Raw genomic sequence first — 17,630 nt, forward strand, 5'->3', positions numbered from 1 at the left:
TAGCAGAAGCTATCCCTTTTTTACTCAATCCAGCGCACTGACGAAGGCTGCGATCATACTCGACGCCCCTTTACCGGAGGGATAGATTATCTCTTTGCGATAATCAGTCACGGTATAGAACGCCTGATGCTTTGAGCTACCGCTGGCGAAGATAAAGTAGTCAGCTTTTTCCGCCAGATTTATCAGCGCCGGAGTAGCTACGTGATCGTGATTGAGTTCCACATTCAACCCAGGATATAACTTAAGTAGAGCCTCTTTTCCGCGTCTCGCCGCACCTTCCATCAGGCTGTATATTGCCAACGTTTTACCGTCGAGATCGCGATGAAGCGAAGACGCTACGCCCGGCGTATTGTCCTCTGCCGGGAAAGCGTGTCCGGCATGTTCGCCGAGATAGAGTCTTTCCACCATGCGCGCGGAAAGTTGCATACTGACATCCAGACGCTCCCAGCGCTGCTTGAGCAACTCCTGCAACGTGACCCAGAAACCTAATCTGGCGGCGTCGTCAGCGGAGATCTTATCATAAAGAAGTTCAGCAATATCAATCGAGTAGCATAAGGTTCTTACCGACAGGTTTTCAGAACACAGCATTGCTACCGATTCAATTGCGGACGCATATTCCTGGTGGTTGAAGGTACCAGAAAGAAATTTATCCAGAATCATCCCACCGAGACGCACATCCTCCTCTGAGCGAATATCCTCAACAGCCAGCAGCATAAGCCAGTCCGGCCACAAGGAGGCAGATACCTGAACGTCATATTCTTCCAGCCAGTTCAGAAGGGTTGGCAGTACGTCTCGTAAAACTTTACTCAACTGGGCGTTGGACTGCTGCTCAAGCAACGCCTGCCACTGCGTTTCGCTGAAGGTTGACGGTGTCCAGTCCATGTAATGAACAGTCGCCTGCTGGCGCAGTGATTCAAACCGTTCAGATTCCGTAGCCTGTTGTAAATCTTCAAGCCAACGACTCCAGCCATAGTCCTGCGGTTCGCAGCGATTTTTCAGCGCCTGCCACGTCTCCCATAGTTTGGGTATTTTTTCCAATGCCTGTCGTGTTGCTTCAGGCATCGCCGCCAGTTGCGCGTATATCTCACTTTCGCGCTCAGCGTCCGCCAGTAGGGTTTCGAGTAACAAATCGGTAGCATTTTCAAGGTTTATCAGCATGATAACAGGAGCCTGGATCAGCACCTGTTCTTCCGCTTCTACCGGTGCTGGCAGCGAACTTGCACCTGTCGCCCACCCCTCGACCTGCTGTATCCAGTCAGTTTCTAACAGAGGCGTCGCCGTTTGCCATTCGTCGATCCCCAGCAGCGCGGCCCCCATGGTCCACAGTTGCCAGTCAGGCCGGAAACTCGCCTGATGAGCAAAGCGGGGCTTATGCTTGTACAGCGGCAATAAGCCCAGTACCAGTCGCCTGGCGTCATCACGCCTGTCCAGTGGGAAATGCGCATCGCGGATGGCGTTAAGCATTAAATGGCCAGAGGATCGCAACAACAGGCGCTGGATACGCTCCGGCACACGACCGCGCAACAATACTTCCAGCCGAGGATGGTTGAGAATCTCGCCCCATCTTGCCGAAGCCGCCATCCCCTGTAGTTCAAGAAACAGGAGATTAAGAGAAGACAGTGCCTGATTACCGCGTAACTCTTCCAGATACTGTTCTGCAATCTTGCCGTCGCGCGCGTGGCATGCCGTGTAGAAATCCCTGAGAATCCGTCCGGTTTGCCGACTGACTAGCGAATGTAAAATGGGTCGTTGACGATAAAGATCCATCAACAATTGCAGCATGGCGTATACCCGCTTCATTCGCGCTACCTGCCACTCTTTTACCTGTTGCGGCGATCCATCCGGCACCGGTAAAAAGTCGAAGGTCAGAATTCCGTCCGGAGATTTATCCAGAAGCAACTGTTCCCCTGGATCGTTAGTGTGATAGAGGGATCTGATATCCGGATTAGTGTCGGCGGAACCCAGCGCCGCGGTCAAAATGCGCCGTAATTCGTCCAGGCTTCTCGCATTCTCTGCCAGAGCATAAAACACCGTTTTTCCCGTTCGCGTAGAAGGAACGATGCAGGGCATCCGTTGCGCAGCGGCCCGCTGAATCAGCGAGTTCATTTGTTGGATGCTATAACCGCCCTGCATCGCCCTGTCATAATCCAGATGTTTATCTTCAGCGTAAAAGTTTTTCAGCCAATCTGCACACATCAGAACGCTTCCTGTGATCCACTAAAAAGATACTGACTTTCAAATTCGGCCATCGCTTCACCGATCATATGCGAATCGCAGTTCAGTTCTACAAATTCTTCATTTCGATTGACGCCGCTCCGGGTAAAATTCATAGAGCCCTTCAGGAAGACGTTAGGCGTCAAAAAACCTTTTGTATGCAGCTGGTTACGCCATTCCAGACGAAAATTCGCAAAGCTGCTCAGGCGCTTTTCCAATGCTTTTACAAAGATACGGTTCATAGGGTCGTCGCGGGTCACCAGCGAAAGCGGCGCACCGTTATTCGCCGCACAGGCTAGCAGTTCAATGAAATCCATCTCCCGGCCTCCCCATGCAGGATCAATGCTGTCCCAATGGCCTGAGCGATTGTCCAGTAGTGGGAAGTTACTCACCCACGGCGAAACCAGCCAGATTGGCTCTGGCTGCATAATCAGAGCAACAAGCTGGGCGCTGAGGACTTCTCGCAACTGCCGTTGCCCTGCGGAGCCATGTAAAAAAATCTGCCGCTGTTTTGCTCGTCCGATCATTGCATCGCCTCCGCCAGTTCAATACGCAATATGAGCAAATCCTGCTCACGGCGGACTTCACCGAGACGCGGATACAGCAGCAGTCCCAAATGATCGATGGGTTCAATTTGCACGGTGGTAATGACCTGATGTAATTGATTTCGCTGCTGCCGAGTGAGGATCAGCTCCGCACGACCGCCTTTACGCAGCGCCGCATGCAAATGCCCAAGCCAGTCATCGTCAAGAGCGATCTTTTCGATTTGTTCGCTAAATAACGCGCCAGCAAGCAGACGCTCGGTTGTGACTTTGCGCGAGCAAAACATATTGTAAAAGCCGAGCTCAGCCTGGCGGATCGTGTAGCCACGCGGCCAGAGCAGGTTTTGGTTCCGGCACTGCGCGTTAAACACGACGGAAGCATCGGTTTCCACACTAAGCGCGTTCACCGCCAGCGCGTGCGCCATGGTGTTCATACTGAACTCAATACCCGCGCTCACTTCAAGCGACGACCAGTCCGACAGTAACTGATAAAGCTGGGTGTCTGTGTCATCGCTGCTGCCCGCCCGCAGAATCCGCGAGTACAGCACCGTGGTAAAGCTGTGGGAAAGGCGCAGACCGCGCTGTGAAAGCCGCAAATGCAGATTCTTGTTAGCCTCCCGCCGGGCGTCCATGTTGCTGGCTTCACGTACGGCTGAGATCGCCATACGAAGCGCCTCATCCGTTTGCAGCATCTGCAACACAGTTCGCAGATCGTAATCGATCTGCTCGTAGTCGCTGGCTGAAAGATTACGCACCAGCACATTGAGGAAGGAGACAGGATCTTCTGCCCACTTCTGCTGTAAACGAATCAGAATACCGCTACCGCCAGACTCCATTTCACAGAGCCAGATCTCCAGCCATTCTGCGCCCTTGTCGGGATCGCTCATCCAAAAGGAGTCTGTCACCACCGCCCGCTCATCAACGTCTGGAAGCAGCGTGCTTAGCGTTTGCTGCACACCCGCAGCCAAGGTATCCGCTAATACCTGGCGTGCCCATTCAACAAAACCGTCGATTTCAGCCAGGGGTTTCCAGAGCGCCTGCGCGCAGTTCAGCAGCAGTTGCTGTATTTCCGGTCGCTGAAGAAGTTTGTTGAGGCCAATCTGTAGCGCCTGGTCAGTGCCTGCTTCATTGTCGGTATCCGGCTGGAACAGGCTGGCCGGGATCTCTGCCAGCCTTTCTACCCCTGTTTCGGAGGCCATTTCTCGTAATGCCGACTCAACCGAGGAGTGAGCGCCGTTTGCCAGTGTCTCCGCAAGCTGAGCCATAAAACATTCAATGGCCCAGTCCGCGTTGAAGCTGTCAAATTCAAATTCCGGCGACTGTCTTACAAGATGTTGAAAATAAACGGGGCGCATGCCTCGCTGAATTTCTTCCTGATGCAGCAGAACAAGCACATCATCACAGGTGAGGTTAAAACGCAGGCGCATTGCATCCACCCATTGACGACTTCCTACGCCAACCTGTTCCTCGCCATTAACCCAGGTGAAATCAACGTGAGCCCGCTCCTTATTCCTGAACCGAAGCGACGCCTGCGATCCGGTAGAAAAGCGGACCAGTTCCAGCGGAGTCATATGCTGGTGGTTGTAGAACGTGACATCACTCAGCGTGTGCTTCCAGGGTCCCTTCGGCACCTCGTCTGGCGTAGCAATAGCGGGGTTAATGACGTTGAGTACCCATTGCAGTTGCGCATTACTTTTATCATTTATACGGCGAATGTCGGCCCGGGTGGTCATGACCTTCGACGGTTTAACAACCTTGATGGTTTTTCCCTGATAGTCAACTTCACACTCGTTTTGCCAGCTATCACCGAACGCATCGCTTATCTGGAAATCAACGAATTGCTGCCCTTCCCCTGCCATCGGCTCGTAGGATTGTGGCACCAGCCAGTCGGTACTTTTGTTCGATTTGACGGCATAGCGTTTAGAGAGTCGCCCAGGCGCAAATTCACGTATTCCCTGCCAGAAAGAGAGAGTTTCCCAGTGGTCTTCATCGTCAAATCCACGCTTCAGGCGAATGTCCAGTTCCGGCAAATTCAGCTCGCTAAACAGGTTCTGCGGGATGTATTCCGGGGCGGGCGAATTGCTCCGGTGCTGTTCGCCCTCGCCATTCGGCTGATTCGGGCGCAGTCCGGCCCACTCCACGCCGTTAATCGACCAGCGAGTTCTGAGGTTACGTAGTATGGTTGGGAGAAACTCAAACATGACCGAGCGCGGCGGGCTCCAGAGGATATTCTGCACCGCGTCGTCAGATAATTGCAGGGCGTCCTGAAGGTAGCGCGTCAACTCGTTCAGCCGTCTGCCGCCGCTCAGAACCTCCTCAATCAGCTTGATAAGCGGGCCATACATTCGGTCATATTTCAGCTGATTATGTTCAACTTTTTTCAACATGCCCCAGAGGTCTTTGAACTGCCCGACTTTGCTGATCCAGTCGAGGGTCGCCATAGCTGCCTGCATTTTCTGCACGTGCTGGTTGCCCAGCGGGAGGCCCTGACGTTTGATCTCCGGGCTCATCAGCCCTTCATAACGCTGGAACTCGACGCGATCGCGGCCAAACTCGGAAAGCACTACCAGCATCCAAGGACGCATGCCCCGTGGACGTCCGGCACGACCTTTACGCTGTAAATAAGAGGCGACATCGTTAGGCGCTTTATGCTGAACAACAGCACCGACCAGCGGGTCGTTATATCCCACCTCGAGCGAAGAGGTAGCGACCACGACATCCGCTGATACATCAACACCAGCATCCTGGCTCGACGTTCGGGAAATAGATTTGTTTTGCGCGAGGTCGTGACCAATCTCCATAGCCGCCTTCCAGTTCTGCCCCAGTTCGGTTTTAGACCGCTCAGGTGCAGTATCATCAAAGGGGCTGCGTAATACGGCCAACGGTGGGTGATCAATGCGCGACGCCCCTGGCCCCGTGACCCAGCCTTCGGCATCGCTGAGGTCATGGTACAGACGGTTGTTACCATCAAGAGTGTCGGTGAAGATGAAGGTTTTCTTACCCCACGTGCCTTTCGACTTATTCGCTTCACTATCCAACATGCGCGCCATCAGCATACTGGCCTGGATGGTGGTGGAGAGTAATGCCGTTTCAGAGACAGGATCGCCTCGCAGCGCCAGCAGGTACTCAGCCCCCTCTTCGATCATATCTTCCGCGTAGGGGTAGATCAGCGCAACCTGCTCTTCAGGTGCGCCCACCAGTTTGGCAAAGAAGTGCCGCGCGTCGGCAAGCGTTGCCGACAGGCCAACAAAATGAGGCAGGCAATCGGTGCGCTGCATCCAGCGCCGTAGCAACAGCGCAGTTTGAGCGCCGGTGGTTCCGCTGTAGGTATGGACCTCATCAAGCAGGACCAGCGTCGGGCCATAGCCCTCTCCGACGCCAAACAGATGATTACTCCAGGTGGAGTTCAACTGGAGATTCAGCATCTCCGTTGTGGTAAATAGAATATCAGGAGCATCGCCGCGATTTTGCTGCGCATCACGGGTGATCATGATTTCACTCTGATCCAATTGATGCTGGCACTGCGTACAGGTGAGCACCTCTCGCGCGTCAAATATGTCCTCACGACGCCAAATCAATGCCCCTCCGCACGCTTGCTTAGGATGATGCGGGTGGGGATGCTGGCATTTCATCAACCCGAACGGCAGCCCAACCTTACCCTTAACGTCTTTCCTCGACCATTCCGCTTTCACTGGCGTATCGCCAAAAAAGGCGCCGATTCGAATTTTTCGTCCGGCCGCCGTTAGCATATAGTCGTCAAGCTTGCGGCACTGTGAAAAAGTTTCAGCAAACTGGTCCTTTAGCAGTTCTTTTCGCGGATAGATAGCGAGGATACGCACCTTGCGCTCAGGGTTGCTGCAAATCTCCTCGGCAAGACGGGTCAGCGCAGGCAGGTAAAACGACAGCGTTTTACCGCTACCGGTACCGGCACAAATAATGGTTCCGCTGGCCGTGTCGCTTTTCACCTTGTGATCCTGCCAGCACTGCATAATGCGTTCGGTAGATCGCACCTGAAAACCCGCCAGCAGGAAGGACTTATCTGACGCCAGCGCTTGGCGCATAATGTCACAAACGCGTTCGCTTAATTTCAGCTGCTTTTTCCAGCCAGTAATCAGCGTGCTCGGTTCGTAAATGCGATCGGGATAAGTGCGCGGCCGGCGAATAAAGCGATAGTCCGATACCAGCGTTTTGCTCTGGTCCAGCTTTTGCCCATGCATCCACTGGCGCAAGTTACGCAAGAGATGGACCGTCTCCCCCATTCGGGTTCGCCAGACAGGCATGCCGCTGAGGTGCGGCACTTGGATCAGCATGGCGGCGTCTAGCATCGCCAATTGTGTATTATCACATTCCTCATCGGTCGGAGTGCGTTTAAAAACAACGCCCAACTCTCTTCTGATGTGAGTCAGTAACTCTTCTTCACTGAAGAAGCCACCTGTGTCTCCCCACACCAGCAATGCATTTTCCTCTGCTTCAAGAGCGTCAAGGACGTGATGCAGCACAGCAGTAGTGATTTCACTCATCCCAGTAAACCTTTGCGCATCACATTGAATGAGTTCAGCATTTCTTTTTCCGTCAGCCAGCTTAGGACTTCAGGCGTCAGCAAAGTCAACGGTGCGCGATTGCTATTATTGAGCGCCTGGAAAAAATCAAGGACGCAGGCTGGCGCTTTAAAATCCATTTTGCCTTTTAACTCGACCATTTCATCACAGTACTGCTGTAGTTTTTTAATCACAATGGAATTAGCGGGCCCCATCATTTTCTGATGATTGAAGCCATCTAGTGCCTTTCGGTAGTCGTTATAGGTGTTATTGAATCCTAACGTCTTTTGCTGTTCAAGGAAGACCGTTTCCAGCATCTGTTGGCTTTCAAGATCGTGGATGAATGTCTGCCAGTTGCTATCAATTTTATCTGCAAATTTCGATTGGACGGACATCAGCGCATCGAGCATCTCGCCTAATCCCCCTTTTTGCTGAGCCTCATCGGCCATATGCTGGAATTTTTCTGCAAATTCTTTCAGAGCTGTTTCAGCGTCATAAATCGCCGCTTTTTCATGGGCATCAAGAGTGATTTGCGACAACGGTGAAGGCAGTTGAGAAATGACATGAAGCTGAGTTGCCGTCTCCTTTAAAGATGAAGCAACGTTGTGCAAATCGTCGCGAATTTGCCGGTACTTTTCGTAAACATTATCTTCTTGTTTCACCTGCTTCTTCAGTTGAAAATCCTTGCGAAGTTGGATGAGTTGCTGCTTAAGCGTGTTCATCGCTACCTCCTGCATTCTCTTTGAGGATCTGAAGATCCTGCATCATCTCCATCAGGACTCTGTCAATTTGCGCGCGACACTCACTGATTCGGTGACCACCTTTATCCTGGTTGTACCCCGTAATCGCACTCAAGGTTTGCTTACAAATCTTTTGCCACCGCTGCAGAGTATCTGTAAAACGCTTGAGTAATTTTCCATCTAAATCGCAAAGCAACTGCCACAAAGCAAGTGGTTCTTCTTTCTGCGTAATGCTTCGTAATTTGAGGATCATTGCCCACGTGCCACCTTCTTTTAAAGCACTTAGTTCTGCTTGCAGCGTACTGCAGTCCACCTCAGCATTAACCGGATAGTCACCTTCTTCACGTAACTCTTCCAACAACGATACGGCATCCTCGATAAGTTGAGCGAATGCCTCACTGTTTTCGCAATCGGAGAAATACGTGACCTCGGTCAGCGTTGACGCAATCTCTCTTACCGTTCTGTTCGCCGCCTGCTCTATCCTGCTGTCTGCTGGTTGTTTCAGGGCCTCCAGCACCATTTTCTGCACAATATCGCCTTCCAGTGCATGATCGTTTGGGGCATAGAGATTTAGCCATTTCGACTTCACCTCCTCCCACTTATCAAGAGCATCAGAGCGTACTTTGGCAATGCTCTCTGTGGCGGCAGATTTATGTTGGCCGATCAATGCCTCTTTGTTCATTAGCAATTGATTCAGCACCTCTTTGGAGGTCGCATTCGGTTTGATAATGCCAAGGGCCCGGGCCAACTGCAGATGTTCAGTCAGTATCATCCCCTGATTTTCACGCTTGCTGCGCAGGAGTTCGGTGAGAGCGTAGGGCACCCAACGGTCAGCAAAGGACTGTATAACCAGATAATCTTCTGCAGCTTTCGAATAAGTCCAGTCCGGGCCATTTTTTTTGTCCATATAGAGCCCGAAACGTGCAAGGGCCAGCGATACCTCAGTTATCCAGACTGACCGTTTCTTATACTCCGCCTCGGAGACAAAATTCACTACCTGTTTCAGCCTGTTACCGTGCGCATTTGGGACATTAATGTTAACGAAATTCCCACTGCGAATATCGGGCTTAGACTTCGCACCATACCAGTCAGCATTGGCGTGCTGGTCATAAATCATTGCCAGCGAGTTACGGATATATTTCGCCGTATCCTGATCGAGTAATACATCTTTCAGTATCCAGTCGGAAACGCTTGCCTCCATCTTGTAAACACGTGCTTCGAGGGGATCAACAGGCTCAACCGATTCTTGCGGAACAGGGTTGGGCTTCACCGTTTTCGCACTGACAGGCTCGATTTTTCGTCCAACCGTTGCAGCATTACCGGGGTTGATCGCGCCTTTCTCAGTCGACGCGAGTTCGTTTGCCAAATCATTGAGGCCAAAGCAGCGCACAACCGCAGGAGGCAATGCGGTAGCAAGGGCGGGACCATTGTCTGCCGGATATCCCCAAATAGCCGCGACGGTTTCAGAGCGGTCCTGCTCCGCCAACGTTTTTCGACTCAGCCAGGTTCGCAGCCCATGAGGTGCGGTAATGCCATCAAGTTGCGGAGGCGGAAACCGTCCTTCTTGTGCCATAACCCGATAGTTGAACAAGATGTTTAACAGGATTTTGTTAAGGATGATTCTGGGATTAAATTTTATGCCCTTATTACCATCGCCACAGTGAACATCCGCCAGCGCATGAATTGCGCGTTCATTAAAGGGAAAAAGCGCATAGCCCAGAGAGCTGTAGCCAAAAGCATCAATACCCTCAATGGCTTCAGCATGCTGATCCCAGTTTGGCACCCAGTTCGTATCGCTGGTACGTTTTTTCCAGAACTCGAGCAGAGACTTATCCCCAAAACGCGCGGCATTGATATAGCGACTGCAAAAGTCGACAATCCGCTGCCGCGTCTCTGAACGCTCACCTACAACCTCTTCGATCCGCCATTCACCTTTCGCACGGTCACGCATCCCCTGGCGACGACGGTTATATCCCTGATAACCTTCAGTCGTCGCAAAGGCCGAGCACACCGGACAAAGCACTTCTTCACCATCGCGCGTCCCCTCACGCTCCAGGCTGTCGATAAGCACATCTTCAATAGCGGTGATCAGAGACATATCTTCCACCAGCACCATCAGGGTCATTCCCCGTTCATGCAATGCTTTTCGAATCTGTAGAAATAGATCGGAAAAGCTGCGCCCCCGGAAATTAAAGAGCTGATTAAAAAGGGTTTGTGATGCTTTACCGAGCACCAGGTTCAGAATATCAGCGGCTTCCTGCCGACCAGGTTCATGCGTATTGAGTCGCGTCCGACTGATATACGAACGCGTCGGAAGGCTCAGATCACTTAGGTGTATTTGGAAATCAAGATCGCTGGCTTTAAGTTGCTGTTCACCCTCTTCAAGTTCATCGCTGTTTGCGCCACTGATTAGACGGCTGGCGAAACGGAACAGGCACTGTTCTTCCTTTAGTAAGAACTGTTTGAAATAAGCGTCGTTGATCAGCGTCGGCAGGGCATTTTCTGCGGCATGAATATTGATTTTCTTTAACTCAGAGGACTTCTTGCGCAGTGCATTCTGCTGCTCCGGGCTTGCTTCCGCCGCTTCCTGCTTAAGCTGCTCATAATCAGCGCTTGAACGCGCATGAAGATCGCGAAGCTCTTGCCCCATCAACATCAAAAGCCATTCAGCGATCTCTTTGGGTGAGCGTTTATCGCTGACCTTGTTGATGTCCTCACGCGCTTCATCAAAAATTTCGCCCTCAAGCCCTTCCAGTAAAAGCTCAAGTACTTCCCGTAGGCTTGCACTTTTGGGTATACGGACAATATGCCACTGTTTATTTTTAAATTCAGGGCGCAGGCGCAGGTTCGCATCCAGCCAACGGATAATATGGGACTTCCCTACCCCTGTGTTGCCTATGATTGGCAGTGGGCGCTGCACTTCCAGAAAGTGTTTTAGCAACTGCTCTTCCGTTTCATACGCCAACGGACTGCCGTCGGTATTCATTCGTAAGATTCGGGCTGGCTCATGAACGGCCAGCAGCGTATGGTCCGAAAGCTCTTCCGCCTCGGTACGAATGCACTGTCTGATGTTCGGTAAAGACGGCCAATATTCCAGCATTTTCATTTTAAAAGCTCCCCAGGGCTAATGGCGCTTATCCGTTGGGTATTACCGTCCGGCCCGGTTAACAATAGCGCCTGATGATCATCAGCCCTAATCTCAAACTTTATCTTCAGTGCCAGCTCAAGACGCACCAGCGCCTGACTCAGAGAGGCGCTCAAATGTAATGGTTCTTTCGGTGTCCAGTTATCTGCCGTAATCATTGGTTCAACCTGCAGACGATAGCTTCCACCATCGATCATCGGTAAGACTTCTGCAAGCCGGGATATGAAGTCAATTGCGGGGAGGTTGCTGTGGTTCTCCAGCACACGGTCCAGTACGCCCTCAATAGCTCGCGTCGGATCAACCAGATATCCATCCATAAATGGCTCAACAAAACCGAGGAAAAAAGCAAATTCAAGGAACGTTGTCGCTTCATTTGATAAGTTGATCTGGCGATGTACGCCTTCGTTGTTCGAATCCTTGAGCAGCGGTCCAACGCCTCCCGTGACACTCTCTTTTGTCAGCGTGCTTTTGCCGATGAAGGCAAAATTATCCTGCGCAAGCAACGCGGTGATACTGAGTAGGAAAGGCTGTCCACGGGTGCCTTCCAGCAATGACTCTTTTGGCTCGTTTGTTATCAATGTGCGTAATACGCGGCTCGGCAGATTGCGCTCATTCGCGAGTGGAGTATGTCGGGAAATACCCGCCTCAGTCTGCTGCCATAGCCCTTCTTCCAACCAGAAATCCAGGTTCTTCCGAAAACGCTCCGCACCAATATCGGATTGCGGCAGCGCCTGGGGACGCAGCAGTTCAACCAAATCTTCATGCAAAATCGGTTTTCCTCCACGGCGATTGAGGACCCTATCAATTGTGCAGATCAAGCGAATCTGGCTACCCGGATGGGCGTTATTAATGATTGCCACTGCTTAAACTCCTTATAAATTGGTCCAGCGTACGAGCTCTGGGATCACTCTCCCACCATAGCCTTCCCCGAACGTTTTTTTCAGGGAGCGTCTCTGGGGCCACAATGATTCGTTTGATATCACTAAACGGGTCAAGTTCTGGCAGGCTCTCTCCGGGCAGGACAAGTACCAGTTCATTCCAGTTTGTCGAGGGATCGTCATGTGAAAGCGCGCACCAGAATGGCACGCTCTTATAAAGTTGTTGGCTTAATTGGGATAGTACGGTCGAGCTTGCGCGGATGGCCTGAATCTCACGTGTGACTAGCAAACGTGCGATCCAGTCGATCCACTGGCGAAGCAGCAAAGCGGAGGATCGGGCCGGAGGGTAATAAATACGCATATCGCTACCGATGCGCTCTCGTTCTTCGCCAGAAATCAAATATGCATTCAAGCCCAGCGTAGGCGTATATGCTGACAACGCCTGAGAGCGACAACCTGGGCAACCACCACAAGCCAGTTCTGGGGCGTAACCATCAAGCGTGTAGAACGATTCAAGGACACTACATAGCGGATTTTCCTGATGATTCAACCAATCTTCAAGCACCTGAAACCCTTTTTGCCGGGCACGCAACTCTCTGGAACGCAATTCTTTTAACGTGCCATTCCACTCCTGCACATCAAGATGACCTTCATGATGGAGTTTGACGCCAATATGGCTGAAATAATGGTTAAAGTACTGTTCTACCTTCACATCGTCCACATTATCTGAGGCAAACTGTTCGAGATCCGGTGCAGCGAAATGCAGACTCAAGAAGCCGGCACGTTGGAGCATGAGGAGTGTGCGCCAGTTCCACGCGACATTAGCACGAGAATCAATTTTGATGCTGTCGTGCTTGGTATCCAGATAAACTGAGAAATAACCGGGTGATTCCGATTCCCGGTTCTGATGCATTTTTTGCCAACGTAGAAACCCTTTTTTTGCACCGATAAGGTTATCGCGGTTAAGGTGACGAGCCAAAGAGATCTGATCGTCCCTATAAATGAGTTGTGCTACTGAAGCATAGCCGTCACGCCCTCCACGTCCGCTCTCCTGATAGAGACGGTCGATGTTTTCCGGGACGGTAACATGCAGCACCGCGCGTACGTTGTTTTTATCCATCCCGACGCCAAATGCAGAGGTCGCAACCATGATATCAACGTTATCCTCAGCCCAGTCGGCTATCTGCTTTTCTCTCTGGCGTGGAGATACTTTACCGTGGACCAATCCGCAGCGCTTATAGCCGGCTTTGAGCAAATACTGGTGCCAGTCGATGGCGTCCTCGACCGTCGTAACGTAAAGGATCAACGGCCGCGGTAGCTTTGAAATCGCATCTTCCACCTGCCGACGATGATCTTCACGATCGTCCGCTTTGCTGACGTACCACATAGGCTCTGGTCGCAGGAAACTGCCGTTAACTTCAACGATCGCCTGAGGGTTATCACCGGCAAAGAGCTCTTTAAGGGTATTGAGCGTTGCCTGACTCCACGTCGCGGAAAGAAGTACCGTGCGAATGCTCGCCTTACTCACTTCCACCAATGATTTTACCAACGGCGCAAGCAGTTGGAATTCCGGCCGGAATTCCGCACCCCATTGATCGATAAGATGGGCTTCGTCCACGACCAGGGCGCCAATCATTTTCCGCTTGGCCAGTGAAAATAGAAGCAACAGCAGCGAACCACTGGATGCCGCCTCCGGTGAACAAAACAGTAACCTTTGTTTACCGGCTTTTATACGGGCCTTAATCGCCTCGCGTGCCTCTGGTGTTTGCCCAGAGTGCCAAGTGTATTCGCCACCATGGTCGGCGTTTGCCTGCAGTAACATGGACTGAGCGCGCTGAGCCTGCTCAATAGCAAGGCTGATAGTCGGAACAATCACCAGTGTCAGTTGATTTGCGGGAGTTGCCAGCATCAGAGAATGGATAATGAACGTCTTACCAGCCCCCGTTGGCAGGTTAATAAACAAAAAACGGTCTTTATCACTCGTCAACACCGTGCGTACAGCAAGCTGCTGCCCAACAGATGTGTAATGAGTGTATTTAGTGTCATTCAACAGAATCGGTAACAACGTATCCAGCGGCGGGGTCTGGAGCAGACGTCTTTTCTCCTTTCGCCACACTGCCAATAACTCTGGCGCGATCTGTAATGCGTTCTCGTCTAACAGAACCTCACCAGGATAATCCCGGCTGCGCCGTAGGCCAGCACGCAGTAAATCCTCTGATAAGATGCGCTCTTTGAGCGGCAGGCGCAACGGCAGAAGCCCATGAACTCGGGCACATTGTAAAGCGTCATAATAGCCATGTAATCGGTCTGAGATCCCCGCGCCTGCATCGTTCAGACATCGCCAGAGACGATAGAAAAACTGACCGTCATCCTGATGGATTACAAAATTATTGTCCTGACACTCGTCCATCGCGAGTAGCTCACGGAGTTGCCTCCATTGGAATTCCATTCTTTACTCCATCTGGAAAGTCTCTTTGCTGCACAAAATTATCGCCTTCACCGCCATCAACTGGTGCCCAATAGGCAATACGTCACTCGAAGGGTAGCGAATTTGCTGACGCTGCTTCGCTTTTTCTGTTAACTCCAGCACCGTATTTTTCCAGGCTTCGGGATCAAACCAACGCGTCATCTGTGGCCATACATCGGTTCGCAGGTTCATATCTTCGTAGAGCACAGTCCCTTTTTTATCGTACGGTTTTTCCAAAACAGCGATAATTTTTTCATCAACTTCGCGACCATTAGCATCGAGCCAGAAGGTTTCCAGCCGCGGGGCAAAACGCTCATCTCCCTGACGTTGAGCTACCAGCTTATTATCGCCATCCAGGCTAGCGCTGCTTAACCATTGAAAATGGAAATAAAACTGTGGCGACGGGAGTTTAATCGTTTTCATCATGCGTAGGATCGCCATCGTCGTACCGCGAGGATCACTCTGCATAAGTTGCCAGACGGTATCCACGAAAGGTTGCCCGTAGCGGAGAGGATAAGTATTTTTGTGCAAACTAGCCTGGGTACGCGAGAGGGTCATGATTGCTGTAGAAGGAGGATAGCCCTCTGAAAAATCCAGTCCAAGCAAACAGTTGTCGATGAAAGTTTGCACATCAACGAGCGTGCGCCCCTTATATTCATCTCGTTCAAAGCGTAACCTGAACCCGGTTTTATCTTGCTCATTTTGTTGATTAAACTGGAGTGCTTTGGTGATCCATTGCAGCATGTCCAGAGCACGCTGTTCCGCATCATCTTCCGACTCCAGCAATGCCTCAGAAAATGCCTGTGAAGCAATGACCTCTTGCTCCATAGAAAGCAGGTTCTCCTGCTCAAACACTTTTTTACGCTCAACGGCTACGAACCCTTTTTCTCCCCCCAGGGCATCGATGGTAGTACTGATGACGGCAAGACCGCCCTCAAAATAACGCCGCCACATAGCCTCTATTTGCTCATCCAACACAAACTGCAGGCTGGCTACGCTTTGTCTGAACAGGTTAATGCCCTTATCTAAAAGCCTGGTCCACTCCGATGACAGGCCGTCTCTTCCAGGCAGGATGACGAGGCTTTCTACCGGTTTGATGCCCCTTAAGTTGCCTGAGTAGCGGTTGAAGCGCCCAAGACGTTGCTCAAAACGGTTGAAATCGCGACTTAGGCTGTAATGAACGGCCAGACGATTTTTCCCATGAAGATTAAGGCCATCCTCCCCACGCCTGTCGCATATCAGCACCTGCCAGTGGTTGTTAAGCGCATACTTATCCGGCGCGTGGCGGACGATTTTCCAGGTGGACTGTAGATCCAGCTTTGTGAAAAGATGAGCGGATTCCGCTTCTTCACTACAGAATATGACCGCTTTCCCTTCTTTGTGATTCGCAAACCATGCGTTGAGGGCGCTCATCAATTGCTCGTCTTTTTGGCGTTGCTCTTGCTTCGCAATTGCCTGCGCTTGTTCAAGGTAATTTTGTTCATCTATGCTAGCGGGTCCCTGTTCCAGCGCTAAGCGTGCTCGACGTGAAAATGTCAGGGGACTGGTGAATAGCGCATCCACCCAATCGCTCAGATTCTCCCTGGTGATATGGCGATGCTTCTCAGGAGAATTTTTGGCACTAGAACGCCAGTCCTCAAGAAGTTCGTCTAAGGTGACATCTTCAGGCTTGACGGACCAGTGCGCGATATTCAGCCCCGCTAACCCAGGGAAAAGCCAGGCAAGAGAAGGATCTTCGCGGCGGTTACGTAACAGCCGATGAAACAGACGGTAATGCTCACCTAACCAATTGCGAAGCGCCAAAATTTTCTCGCTACGCTCTTCGCCTTCTTCATCGGCGATAAAATCAACAAGCGGCCGCACCTCATTAATTAAACCCTGAAGTTCCTCATCATCAGGAAACTTCTCAGACAACTCCTCAAGACAGCTTTCGATAATACCGTTGTCGTTTTCAGGCTGGAGCGCGGTATAGATCCCGCCAAGGCTCTCACGCTCTGCCACGCGTTGGAGAAAATGCTCACAACCTGCCGGGTCCAGTGGCCAGGCTTCTTCACTGATACAATGCAACATCGCAAGAAAGTTCAGTTCGTTACCATGCATCGGCGTCCCTGAGAGTAACAACACAATGCCCGTTTGATGGCAAAGTGTTGTCAACGCGGTATATTGAGCCCGTTTAGCAACGTTTTCAGCCCAAGCGTGACGTGCGAGTTGGTGAGCTTCGTCCACCACAATCAACGTCGGCCCCCATGTTTTCATCAAGGAGTCGGTAATCTCATCATGGTTGCAAAGCCGGATTTGCCGCGTTCGCCCTCCTCCAATCATCACTTCACCTAATGCAAAGCGTCCGATCAACTCCTCACTCCACTGGCCTTTTAACGCCTGCGGTACGACTACCAAAACCCTAGCGTCGCGATTAAATTCCAGAATATGCTCGCGGATGACCAACCCAGCTTCAATGGTTTTACCTAACCCCACTTCGTCTGCCAGGAGGTATTTAGGGTTCTGGTCTTGAAGAATTCGACGAACAACAGCAATCTGATGAGGCTCGACCTCAACGCGACTGCTGATCAACGAAGATATCGATCGGCATGCTGCACGCTGCTTAATCCACGCGCTGACAAATCGCTCGCGCAGAGGGTAAAAAAACGGAGCATCGTTTGAACGGGCAGCAAGAAAATGGGCAGGGTTCATTACTAAGCCCTGCCCATAGTTGGGATAAAATATGTCTGCCAGGTCCACAACTGCGTCTTGGCCAGAACGGATAATCAGCAGATGCTTATTTCCTGGCCTTGGCCCACCATAGCGTCCTCGGCACCAAAGCCCACTTTCCGTCGAGAGAAAGTAGACGGTGCTTTCTTCATAAAGTGTTGCCGGAACCAGCGTACGAACCTCTGCCGTCTGGCGATTGACCTCTGATTCCAAGGGAGAGACAAACCACGCGATTTCAGCTTTTTCAGTTGAGTGCAAACGCAGAATTTTAGCAATCCCGCTAAACAAAGGAGAAGTAACCAAGTCACCTTCTGATAATGTACCGGGTTGTGTAGTCATTTTTTTTCAACTTTGAAGGGAATGATTACTACGATTAAGAGAAATCGTATTCCATAAT

8 protein-coding genes are annotated in these 17,630 nt (G+C 51.4%); all 8 read right to left on the reverse strand.

The annotated features are described in order from the left end of the window. Nucleotides 1-24: 24 nt before the first annotated feature. The 8 genes from dpdD to dpdE are packed head-to-tail and all read right to left on the reverse strand — an operon-like array spanning nucleotide 25 to nucleotide 17,572. Nucleotides 25-2,196 carry a protein DpdD gene (dpdD, locus tag F3J31_RS16400; RefSeq protein ID WP_167214171.1) on the reverse strand — a complete coding sequence of 724 codons (2,172 nt, stop codon included), beginning with the start codon at nucleotides 2,194-2,196 and terminating at the stop codon, nucleotides 25-27. Then, nucleotides 2,196-2,741, reverse strand: coding sequence for a phospholipase D-like domain-containing protein DpdK (gene dpdK, locus F3J31_RS16405; protein ID WP_032175793.1), 546 nt, complete (start codon nucleotides 2,739-2,741; stop codon nucleotides 2,196-2,198). The genes dpdD and dpdK overlap by 1 nt, the downstream gene beginning before the upstream one ends. Further along, nucleotides 2,738-7,276 carry a protein DpdJ gene (dpdJ, locus tag F3J31_RS16410; protein WP_167214172.1) on the reverse strand — a complete coding sequence of 1,513 codons (4,539 nt, stop codon included), beginning with the start codon at nucleotides 7,274-7,276 and terminating at the stop codon, nucleotides 2,738-2,740. The genes dpdK and dpdJ overlap by 4 nt, the downstream gene beginning before the upstream one ends. After that, the gene (gene dpdI / locus F3J31_RS16415; protein WP_167214174.1) at nucleotides 7,273-8,016 is read right to left on the reverse strand and encodes a protein DpdI; all 744 of its coding nucleotides are present in this window, start codon (nucleotides 8,014-8,016) and stop codon (nucleotides 7,273-7,275) included. The genes dpdJ and dpdI overlap by 4 nt, the downstream gene beginning before the upstream one ends. Beyond that, complete coding sequence (gene dpdH / locus F3J31_RS16420; RefSeq protein WP_240152770.1) at nucleotides 8,003-11,140, reverse strand: protein DpdH; 3,138 nt, start codon at nucleotides 11,138-11,140, stop codon at nucleotides 8,003-8,005. The genes dpdI and dpdH overlap by 14 nt, the downstream gene beginning before the upstream one ends. Continuing rightward, nucleotides 11,137-12,039: a protein DpdG gene (gene dpdG, locus F3J31_RS16425; protein ID WP_167214177.1), complete on the reverse strand. Its 903-nt coding sequence runs from the start codon at nucleotides 12,037-12,039 to the stop codon at nucleotides 11,137-11,139. The genes dpdH and dpdG overlap by 4 nt, the downstream gene beginning before the upstream one ends. Next, nucleotides 12,026-14,506, reverse strand: coding sequence for a protein DpdF (gene dpdF, locus F3J31_RS16430; protein WP_167214179.1), 2,481 nt, complete (start codon nucleotides 14,504-14,506; stop codon nucleotides 12,026-12,028). The genes dpdG and dpdF overlap by 14 nt, the downstream gene beginning before the upstream one ends. 3 nt (nucleotides 14,507-14,509) lie before the next feature. Beyond that, complete coding sequence (dpdE, locus tag F3J31_RS16435) at nucleotides 14,510-17,572, reverse strand: protein DpdE (protein WP_167214182.1); 3,063 nt, start codon at nucleotides 17,570-17,572, stop codon at nucleotides 14,510-14,512. Between the last annotated feature and the right edge of the window lie 58 nt (nucleotides 17,573-17,630).

It is taken from the genome of Enterobacter sp. Acro-832, assembly GCF_011752745.1.
In the GTDB taxonomy this organism is placed as follows: Bacteria; Pseudomonadota; Gammaproteobacteria; order Enterobacterales; family Enterobacteriaceae; genus Enterobacter; species Enterobacter quasiroggenkampii.

Coding starts and splice junctions, on each gene's coding strand:
- dpdD (WP_167214171.1), bottom strand. CDS start 2,196: ATGTGTGCAGATTGGCTGAAAAACTTTTACGCTGAAGATAAACATCTG.
- dpdK (WP_032175793.1), bottom strand. CDS start 2,741: ATGATCGGACGAGCAAAACAGCGGCAGATTTTTTTACATGGCTCCGCA.
- dpdJ (WP_167214172.1), bottom strand. CDS start 7,276: ATGAGTGAAATCACTACTGCTGTGCTGCATCACGTCCTTGACGCTCTT.
- dpdI (WP_167214174.1), bottom strand. CDS start 8,016: ATGAACACGCTTAAGCAGCAACTCATCCAACTTCGCAAGGATTTTCAA.
- dpdH (WP_240152770.1), bottom strand. CDS start 11,140: ATGAAAATGCTGGAATATTGGCCGTCTTTACCGAACATCAGACAGTGC.
- dpdF (WP_167214179.1), bottom strand. CDS start 14,506: ATGGAATTCCAATGGAGGCAACTCCGTGAGCTACTCGCGATGGACGAG.
- dpdE (WP_167214182.1), bottom strand. CDS start 17,572: ATGACTACACAACCCGGTACATTATCAGAAGGTGACTTGGTTACTTCT.